This window comes from Nonomuraea sp. NPDC003201, from assembly GCF_053590415.1.
In genome coordinates this window covers 22,544-32,119 of the sequence record NZ_JBSFTC010000115.1, presented here as the reverse complement: position 1 = coordinate 32,119, position 9,576 = coordinate 22,544, and the positions used below count along the sequence as shown (strand labels likewise).

The following is a 9,576-nucleotide window of genomic DNA, read 5'->3' as shown; positions in this document are numbered from 1 at the left end:
TCAGGCGGGTAGTTCTTCATCACCATCAAGGACATCTCTTCCCCTGGACCTCAAGATCCAGTCTCCAAGGTGTCCACGTCCAAGGGGGAACGCCCAGGCACCAGCCGTCGCTCTTCGCCGCAGCACAGAGATGCTCTGCCCACTCGGCTCGGAGCCGATCATGTTCCGACGATCAACGTAAGAAAATCCGACCAATCCGACAAGGCGCGCGATCATCACAAATCAGAAAACAGCCCTATGTGGTGCGTAACACTCCGTAACCGTGACAAGCTGTTGATCTTCACTGTGGCATGAGGCGCTCATGGTGGTCATCCAATCCCCCACTGAACTGCTTGCTCGTGTCCATGCGCATCTCCGTAGCAGCCAGCCTTCGCTGTCACGTTGGCTTCCTCCGCCCCCACCCCAGGCAGATAGAGCGACGATGCTGGCTGAAGCTCCGTCACCCTCTCGGCCGACCGCGAGCACATCACCACCGGCGATCCGATCAACGACGGCGTGGCCCGTCCGGGTGAAATACGCCGCCACGAATCTGCAGTAGGCGTTGACAAGTGGGTACGAGCTGGGATTGATCAGGTTCCCGAAGGTTCCTTCCCAGATGCGAGAGGATCGCTTCCCGACCCTAGAGACGCTCAGCGGTGTCCGGAGCGGTGAAATTGTGATCAACTCGAGATCTTAGTCTGTGAAGATCCCGGCAGACCTTGATTTCCATGGGGCCAATGGGAGGAGCCATCCGTGATCAGGCCGTGGATAGCTACGATGGCGGCTCTGTCGGCGGTATCAGCCTTGACCTTCGGTCTGGAGATGAGCGCGCACGCACAGATCGACCCGGTCACCGCATTGAACCGTCAACTCGTGGACGGCCACGGCGTGAAGATCTCGCAATTGCGCAGCTATACGCTCGACCCTGCGAAAAACACCAAGATGGTTGACCGCTCCACCGGCATCGCGGAGTTCGGCAAGGGAAAAGTCGTAGCAACAAACGTGGTCTATCGCGACCCTGGAACCGGCCCAAAGTCACGGCTCCTCCGCTTCCCGGACCGTTACTACACGCAGGAGTACCCACCCGACAATGCGCTCCCCGCGGGGAAGAGCTGGCTCCTGGCCCCCGCTCCGAGCAAACTAGCGTTGAAGTGCGGACCGATCGAGCTGAGCCATCCGGCCACCTTGAAGGCCGTTCTGGCAACCGCCACGGTTAAGCGTCCGGCAGGGAGGTACGACCAGGTTCGCACCACGCTCTACCAGGGGCGAATCACCCTGGGCGAGCTGTACAAGGTGAACCCCGACGTTCGAATCCCGCTCGACAGTAAACCCACGGGCAAGTACGCGAAGATCCCCGTGGCATGGCGGCTGTGGCTCGGTCAGGACCAGCTCGTACGCCGATGCCGGAGCTCTTACAACGAGCCGATCATCGCTCCAGGCTTCGTTGAGGCCGACGAGCGATTCCCGACCACTGAGGACATCCGGCTATCCAGGTGGGGCATCAAGGCAGACATCCAATCACCCCCTGAGGACCAAGTAGCAACATACGGTGAACTCGACCCGGACGGTCTGTATCCGACACCACCGCGCTGACCTACTCGTGCCTGTAGCGCTCCACCACTCCACACTCTCCTTGAACTGCGGCAATGCTGTGGGTGCCGAAAATTGCGCCGTCGCACTGGCTGGTTCAGAATCGTGCGCTGTCACGACACGATCGTGCTGAAAGCGACCATCCAGATGCCGCGCATGAACTCCATCATGAAGCGATGGGTTCAGTCATGCCACCACGTACTCCTCGACCGCAGCACCAAGCCCACGAAACCCTGCACCAGGCCGCCCTCGGAAACAAGATGACGCAAGCAGTCCGGCACCATAGCCGTCAAACCCTGAAACTCAATCTCTTCCCCGAGCAAGCCACGCCAGCATGTCATCGTTCTCTGCAGCCGTCCGCGTGCCTAGATTTCGGCGAGCCAGATCCCGAAGTGTCGGCGAACGATGAGGCATGGGCAACACGGCGGTGCCAATACTGTATTGCCATACTGTTCCCTTAACGAAGACCGACCCGTCCACGGCTGACATGGTAAATCCCGGATAACCGTGTCCGGACCCTAGGACGCCAGATTCTGCTCCGGCCCCCGCGAGATCCCAGACCTCCATCAACTCCGCCAGCCCCCACATACATTCCCACCATATGGGGTTTCTCCAGTCTTCGGCTTCCTCGCGAGCCCGATCGAAGACAGGATCGATGGCAGGAGTTAGCAGGACTAGAAACCGGCGCTCTGCTGAGAAAAGTCCGAACTCAGTCGCCAGCTCGTACCAGTCGGCGTTGAATTTCGCAACCCGATCCGGGTCGTCACGATCAACGACCCGGTCGCGCCGCCCCTCCTCCGGACTGCAGGTTGTCGTCATTCCCGCGATGCAGGCAGGGATCCCCGTCCCGCGCATGAGGCCGAGGAACTTCATTCCAAACTCCGCCATCAGCCTCGCAACCAGCGCCTCATTCACGGCTCCCTCCTCTCGCCATCAGCACCCCAAATCCATAATCTTGTTGTAGTTATGATTGTCTATCCAGCCAAACTTGCCATCCTTCACAAGGACCCGATATCTGTTGTTCCCCTCAAGCTCATAAATATCGGCGTCCTTCCACCACGCTGTCTTCCTATTATTGCCGCCACGATAGATATGTGGGCCGCCGTCCTTCTCTGGCTTCAGCGTTCCATCCAGAATTCCCTCAAGAATCTTCTTTACGATATTCGGTACTACTGGATCGTCGTTGTGGACGAGGACCGCTTGGTCTCCTGCAAGCACATAGTAGGTGTGGAAGTCTTCGATGGTGAGGTTGTACACCTGCTGGATTGCCGTCCAGGTGCTGATCGCGGTGACTCGAGCATAGCCGCCGGAAGCCGTCCGGAGGAGCATCCCTGGACTGAGCTTTCCTGCGTCCACCCATCGCCTCGCGCTGGCAACCCACATGGGGTGAGCGTCAGTAGCGATCACCACCCCTATGGCATCGCCTTTGTCGCCGTCGATGTCCACCGCGATCTGTACGAGGTTTTTACTCCCCTCCCCTGCGATCAGCGCAATAACGGGTTTGGCTTCCACTTTACCGGTCTGCGGATCGGCGGCAATTACCCGGTCGCCAACCTGAACATCTTCGATTAGCTTGTGGCTCCCGTCGGCCATGAGCACCAACGTGCCGGGAACGAAGCTATTACAGCCTATTTTTTTGTATGCCTTAGCATACTTCGCCAGCTTTGCGGCCGGAACAGCGTCGAGCATAGCCTCGAAGCAGCCGCCGGCATCCTTGCTGCCCAGGCATTTGTCGATCTCGTCGAGCGGGAAGAACAGGAAGAAGAACCCCGCAACATAATCCTTGCCGGACTTATATGCGCAAACGTATTCGACCGCGCCGTCGGCTCCGGTGTTGCCGCACGACAGGGCGAATCCATACTGCGGAGAGAGGTGCTCGGCAATCCCAGCGGCTTCGCTCTCGAGCGTCGTCGCGAGAGTGCGTTTACGCCAGGCCTGGCACTGCTTGGACTTGGGATTCTTGCAGTTCTTCTGCTGTTCGCGCCTGCGCTGTTCCCATTCCTTGCATTCCCGGTAGTCCGCAACGTTCTTGTAGTCGGCCTGGACACACGGCGAGAGCCCGGTGGGGTCGGACAGACCTATGGGACTGTTTCCGGCGTAGCTGTAGGGGTTAGCCCACTGCGGCCGAGCCAGGTCGAGAAGCGGATCCGTGGAAATGAACTTGGCGATGGACGGGTCGTAGTAACGGGCGTCGAGCAGCGTCAGGCCGATGTTGTCGTCTTCCGTCTTGCCGAGGAAACCGCGGTCCGTGAACGGAAAGTCGTCAACCCCGCGGTGCTGCCCGTAGGGCAGGTACCGCTCGCGGCTGACCTTGCCTGTCGCGTCGTTGACCGACACTTGGGCCGAGCCGTGCAGGCCCGACATCATCCAGGTCACACCGTCGCCCACCGTACGCATGGCAACCGTCGCGCCATCGGAGGCGGTGTAATACCGCTTTCCGGTGAGCCGGCCCTCGGTGAACTCGATTTCCATGCTGCCGAGGTAGAGGACGGTCTTGTCAGGTCCGCGACGGATCAGGCGATCACCATCAGCGTCATAGACCATAGCGGTGTCGACGCCATCGACGGTGGTCTTTTCCAGTTGCCCGAGTTCGTTCCAGGCGAAGGTGGCCTGTTTGCCGCCGACTGAGCGTGATGCGAGTTGTCCCGCGTTGTCGTAGTTGTAGGAGTCGGTGCCGGTGGGACGATCGATCGAGGTGACCGCGTTGGGCCTGATCGACGAAGCCCCGGGGGTGGGATAACGGTAGGTCGAGCTTTGGCCGTTGTCGGTGATCGAGGTGATGTTACCGACGGCGTCGTAAGCGTAGGTGTGGCTGTAGGGGTCGATTCCTTGGCTGTCCGGCGGGGATGCGCACGACGAGCCCGTCGTGGTGTAAGCCTTCTCCAGCCGGCGCAGGCCGTCGTAGGAGTAGCACTCAGATTGGCCGACCGTTGTGCCGGACACCGCGGAGGCCGCGTCCAGGATGCGGGTGACTTGCCCTGACGTGTCGTAGAAGAACTGGTCGTCTTGAGCGGTGACAGGGCTGGGAGTGTCGGCCTTGGTCGTGGTGACCATGCGGGTGAGCCAGCCCGTGCTGTTGTCCCAGGTGAGGGCTCGCTTTACTTGGCCGTTGACTCCGTATGAACGCTCGGCCAGTCGGCCGGTCGGGGAGAATTGCGTGGCCTTGACGTAGGTGCCGAGGTCGCTGCTCACGCCGTACGGCAGACCCAGGTCTGTGTAGGTCGACGTCACCTTTTCCGCGGGGAGTCCAGCGGCCGCAGGCATGCCGAACTCGGCCACGGCTCCGGAAGGGGTGTAGGAGGTGGTGAAGTCGTACGTCCCGGCCAGGAGTCCTTCTGTGGATGGAATCGTCAAGGTCGAGGCCGTGGGACGGTCCATCGCGTCGTAGCTGGTGATCGCGTCCGTGTACGACTGCCCGCCGACGAACCTTGTGGCCGAAGATAGCTGTCCCTTCGATACCGTGTCATACACCCACGCGGCTAGCTTGGTCCCCGTATCCGGTTCGCCAGCCCACTCGGCGGTCCTGCGCCCGAGATCGTCGTAGGTGTAGGACGCTTTCTGGCCGTTGCCGTTCTTGGACCACTTCAAGCGGCCGGCGGCGTCGAATTCCTGCTCCAAAGCGCCGGCATCGGGGTCGTGGCCCGTGAGGCGGCGACCGAGCAGGTCATAACCGAACGTGCGGACGTTGCCGTTGGCGTCGACCTGCTTCACGAGTTGGCCGTTCAGGTCGTACTCGTAAGCGGTGTCGAAGTGAGAGCTTGCGTCCTTCCATTCCTCGACCTTGACGACTCGGTCATCGACATCGGTGTGACTGACCGTCTTCCCGCCGACCGGTGGCGTGACTTCGTCACGGTCGCCGAAGTACGCGGTGGTGGTCCGGCGTATCTCGGCGGACAGCGCCATATCAACTTGAGCGGTCACTCGCCCGAGCCCGTCATAGACCGGCTTGGACCACTGAGGCAGGGAACCGAGCTCCGGATTGGCCAGACCAGACCCGGGTTGGGCGGAGTTGTGGAGCGGTGCGCTGGTAGCCGCCGTCAAGCCACGCGGGTCGTAGGTGACGATGGAGACGATACGGCCACCACTGGGCGAAGTTGTCTGACTCTCCCGAGTGCGGCCAAACCCGTCATCGTAGGAGTACTTCGTGAGGTATTTAGCGGTGCTACCCGATCCGGAAAGCAACTGGGATACGGCGGTTCTGGCCGGGCCGTTGACCGCGCCGTTGGCGTCGGCAGGAATGGAGTACGAGATCGTAGCCGCCGGAGTACCCGCGCTCTTGGGCTGCGCCGGTGTCCACAGTGTGGAGGCGCGACCTAGCGCGTCGTAGTCGATGTTCACATCGCGCGCGTTGGCGTCACGTACCCCGATCACCGAACTCGTTTGCGGGGACGTCCAGGTGGTGACGGTGTGCCCGAGCGGATTGGTGACGGTCATGCCGTTCGTGGGCCAGCCGACTGGTGGGGTGTAGCTCGTCGTCGTGGTCTTGTTCAAGGGATCGGTGGCCGACAGCTTCCGGCCATAACCGTCGTATGTCGCCTTGGTGGTCGTGAAATCGGTGGAACTGGTGTAGGACCGGACCTCTGTCGCGTTTCCTCGGGTCGGGGCATTCGACGTCGTGCTGCTCGCGCCGTCGTACAAGGTGATGGTTCGCCCGAGAACCGTTCCGGCCGCGCAGTCGTCCCCGGCTCGACGTTCTTGCGAGGCCGGATAGGAGATCATCCATGCCCCGGACGACGTATTGCGTGCATACGTCGTGGCGGCGCACGAGTTGTCGGCGGCCACCCCACGCTGTCCATAATCATTGACCGTGATGGGCAGTCCGTCAGCGTTGTAGGCGGTCTTGGTCTCGCTGTAGCGCCACCCCGACGAGACCTTCTCTCTGGCCACCTGCCTGGTCTGGTTGACCAGGTGTGGATCGGAGATATCGGGTCCGTCGCCCGTCACCGCGATCTGGTACTCGTATCGTGTCGAGGCTTCTTCGGCGAACACGCTGGGCGCCTTGAGGGTGATCGTGGGGCAGGCGCCGAGGTCGCTCCAGTCGGTGGACGTTCCCGGCTCCGCGGAGGTCGTCCGTACGGCCTGCCACTGCCTGCCGTTATGTGACACCTTGTCGCCTGCGGCTTTGGGGAACCACTGCGGGCCCGCGTCCACCCATTCCGGGTAAACGCACGCCACGATCGGGCTCTCATTAGCGGTAGCGGTGGCGCGCCAGGTCTGCTCTTGCAGGGTCCTGCCCGCAAGGCCGCGGACGTCGTTGACCGCGGTTGCGTCGAAGTCAGTCACCGTCAGACGCCGCGGAGTCCCGTCAGCCAGGGTCTCGTCGTACAGGCCTCGGAAGAACGACGACGTGGTGACGCTGTAGCCGGCGGGGTCGTCCCCGCTCCCCTTGAACACGCGGACACTGGGATAACCCCGGAACTCGGTCCATTCGCCGCCCCACACGTCGCAGACGAATTCCCAGTCGCCGGTGAGGTGGCCCTGTGCGCACCAGCTGTCGGTGTAGTAGTTGGCGACAGGTCGCCCCCAGGCTGGCGAGCCGAGATACCGGTACCGGGTTATGACGTCGGGCGAGCCACCCACCAGATCCTTGTCGGTGGTCTGGGTGACCAGCCATTTGTTGTACACCGAGCCGACGAAGTGATGGTCGTCGTTTACGTCGGTGTAGCTGCCTTCGTCCGCCCAGTAGCAGTCCCAGCCGGAGTCATCGCGATCCACCGCGGCGGTCGATGTGGTCAGGCCACACCCGGAGGGCTGCCCGTAGCGGACCTCGGTACGTCCGCCCATGCCGTTGTCGACTCCCGCGATGCGCAGCATGCGGATACGTGGCCGAGTGTCGTCGTCGTAGTTGTCGCGGTTGTCGAGGTAGACGCCATCGAACTGGGCCGGAGGCAGGGCCGCATCGGGGCCGTTTCCGGCCAGGCCGACGAATCGGATGGTGTCCAGCCAGGCCACGTCCGCTCCGCCCCTGCCCAGTTCGACGCGCGAGACGTCGTCCCAGCCATTCGTCTGGCTGTTCCAGGATTGGGTGAGCACCGTGTCCAGCCACTTCCTGACGAAGAACGACGGAGCTCCCACCGCGCACTTGACCTCCGGGCACACCAAGTCGGTTGGGACGTCGCTGTAGCCAGTGGTGGTGTTCTCCCGGTCCACGACGTTGAAGACCACCCGATGGGTGGGATTGGAGCCCGTGACGTTGCTGTTCGCGCCGTAGGTGACCTGCGCCAGATATCCGCCGCGGTCATAGGTCAGCGCGTTGTCGTAGCAGTAGCCGGTGAAGTCGGGGTCGATCAGGCAGTAGTCGTTTTCCTCGACCGTGTACGTGTAGTCGATGACGTTGCTTTTGGGATCCGTTTCCCGGTCCACCATCCAGCGGTAAGGGAAGCGGCAGAACGCATCCGTGCCCTCCAGCGCGTGCTTGTCGTAGCACGGCGCGCCTTCGTTCTGTCCCAGATACGGGACCTGCCAGCTCGAATCACGGTGGTAGCCGAGCCGATACCTCGTCCCGTCCTGTGTGGTGATGGTCCAGTACGGGAATCCGGAGTCCGCCCCGGACGCTATGTACTCGATTTTCCAGCCGAAGTCCTCAACTGTCTTCCACACACCCGACGTGGCGTCCTTCACGATGCGTGAGGACCTGCCGCCTATGGACAGGGTCAGATCGTCATCTGTGTTCCAGCACCTGTGGTTTCCGCCGAGGGTGTCATGGGGGCAGGAGTCGTATTTGCGTTCGATGAACCCGGCACCCAGATCCCACCCGAGTCCCGCCCAGGAAGCCTGGTTGTTGGTCGAGCCGGTCAGTCCGTCCAGCGAGGCCGAGGAGTACTCCAACGACAGTTTGGGCGCGCCGCCCGAAGGGCCGGGCGGCACCGGGATGGGGTACGAGTAGGTGAAGTCTCCACTCGACGGGCCGACCTGCCAGCTGCCGGACGGCTTGAGGTCGGTCGCCTCGAATGAGCCGGTGCCGTCGCTCGCTGTGGATGATGCCGTGCTGGCGATCGTGTACACGCTGGCCGCGTCCGGCGAAGCAGATGCCGAGAGGCTTTCGGCGGCCGGGAAGGCCTTGACCACCGCCGTGAGCGCGTTACGGGCTACGTCGTTGAATACCGGCAGTGCCCTGCGCTTATGTACTGCCTCTCTCGCACAATCCTTGGAGAGGGGGGTCTTCAGCACGCATGCGGGCAACTCCACGACCGACAGTCGTGAGGCGAAGCCACCGCCGTACGCGTCGCGGAAACCCGAGTAGTCCAGCGTGATCGACAGTTGTCCTGGACGCTGAGCCCCATCGCTTCGCGTGAGCCGTAAGGCAAGGCCGACGCCGCCGAGCCGACGAGCCGTCGTGTCATCGAAGGTCTCCACCTTCACCTTGGCGACAGGATCGGTCGAAGGGTCCGTAACAACGGCGGCCTCTTCTTTCGGCTTCTTGCCGTCCCTCTTACCTTTCAGTGTTTTCTCAACCGAACCTGGACGCCGGTTTCGGGCTGGAGCCGTACCGAGACCAGCCGGCAGGTCCTTGGGCGGACCAACCTTTACCGGCAAGGAGGCAAGCGCGACCTGGCCGCCAACCGTCGGCACGCTCGCTTCTGCAGTGCCGGGCTTCGGCCACGTGGGGTTGGCGCGCTTCGCCACGGATCGTTTCTCTTCCGCCCCCTTGGTCACATCCTTGCGGGCAGAGATCGGGCGGCCAGGAACGCTGGGCTCTTTGGTCTGTTCGGGAGTCGATGCGGCAGCTTGCTGAACGAGGTCCGGAACAGCGAGACCAGAGATCATGACAGCCGCAGTCGTCATCATGACGCCTGCCAACAGCCGAGTCCGCGCACGCAGCAGCCCCACGCCGCACCCTCCATACCAGACGAAGGGCAGGCGACACCGCTGCCCCTTGTTACCTATAAGGTCAACATAAAGATGATCAGCAGCAGCTGCTCCTGCCCCATGACGTCATAGTTAGTAAAGAGGCATGTAAGTAGGACACTGGGTTCCAAACCTCATGTCGTGCTACATATCTGCAGC

General features: G+C 62.1%; 3 protein-coding genes. 1 reads left to right on the top strand and 2 read right to left on the bottom strand.

The window, feature by feature from the left end:
• Window positions 1–756 precede the first annotated feature (756 nt).
• The gene (locus tag ACWDX9_RS32405) at window positions 757–1,572 is read left to right on the top strand and encodes a hypothetical protein (protein WP_449960564.1); all 816 of its coding nucleotides are present in this window, start codon (window positions 757–759) and stop codon (window positions 1,570–1,572) included.
• A 300-nt stretch (window positions 1,573–1,872) separates the two neighbouring features.
• Here ACWDX9_RS32405 and ACWDX9_RS32400 read toward each other — a convergent pair whose 3' ends face one another.
• Window positions 1,873–2,484 (bottom strand): hypothetical protein, encoded by a 612-nt coding sequence (locus ACWDX9_RS32400; RefSeq protein ID WP_449960561.1) that lies wholly within the window; start codon window positions 2,482–2,484, stop codon window positions 1,873–1,875.
• Window positions 2,485–2,502: 18 nt separating this feature from the next.
• Window positions 2,503–9,399, bottom strand: a complete 6,897-nt coding sequence (locus tag ACWDX9_RS32395) for a polymorphic toxin-type HINT domain-containing protein (RefSeq protein WP_449960558.1) — start codon at window positions 9,397–9,399, stop codon at window positions 2,503–2,505.
• Window positions 9,400–9,576: the final 177 nt, after the last annotated feature.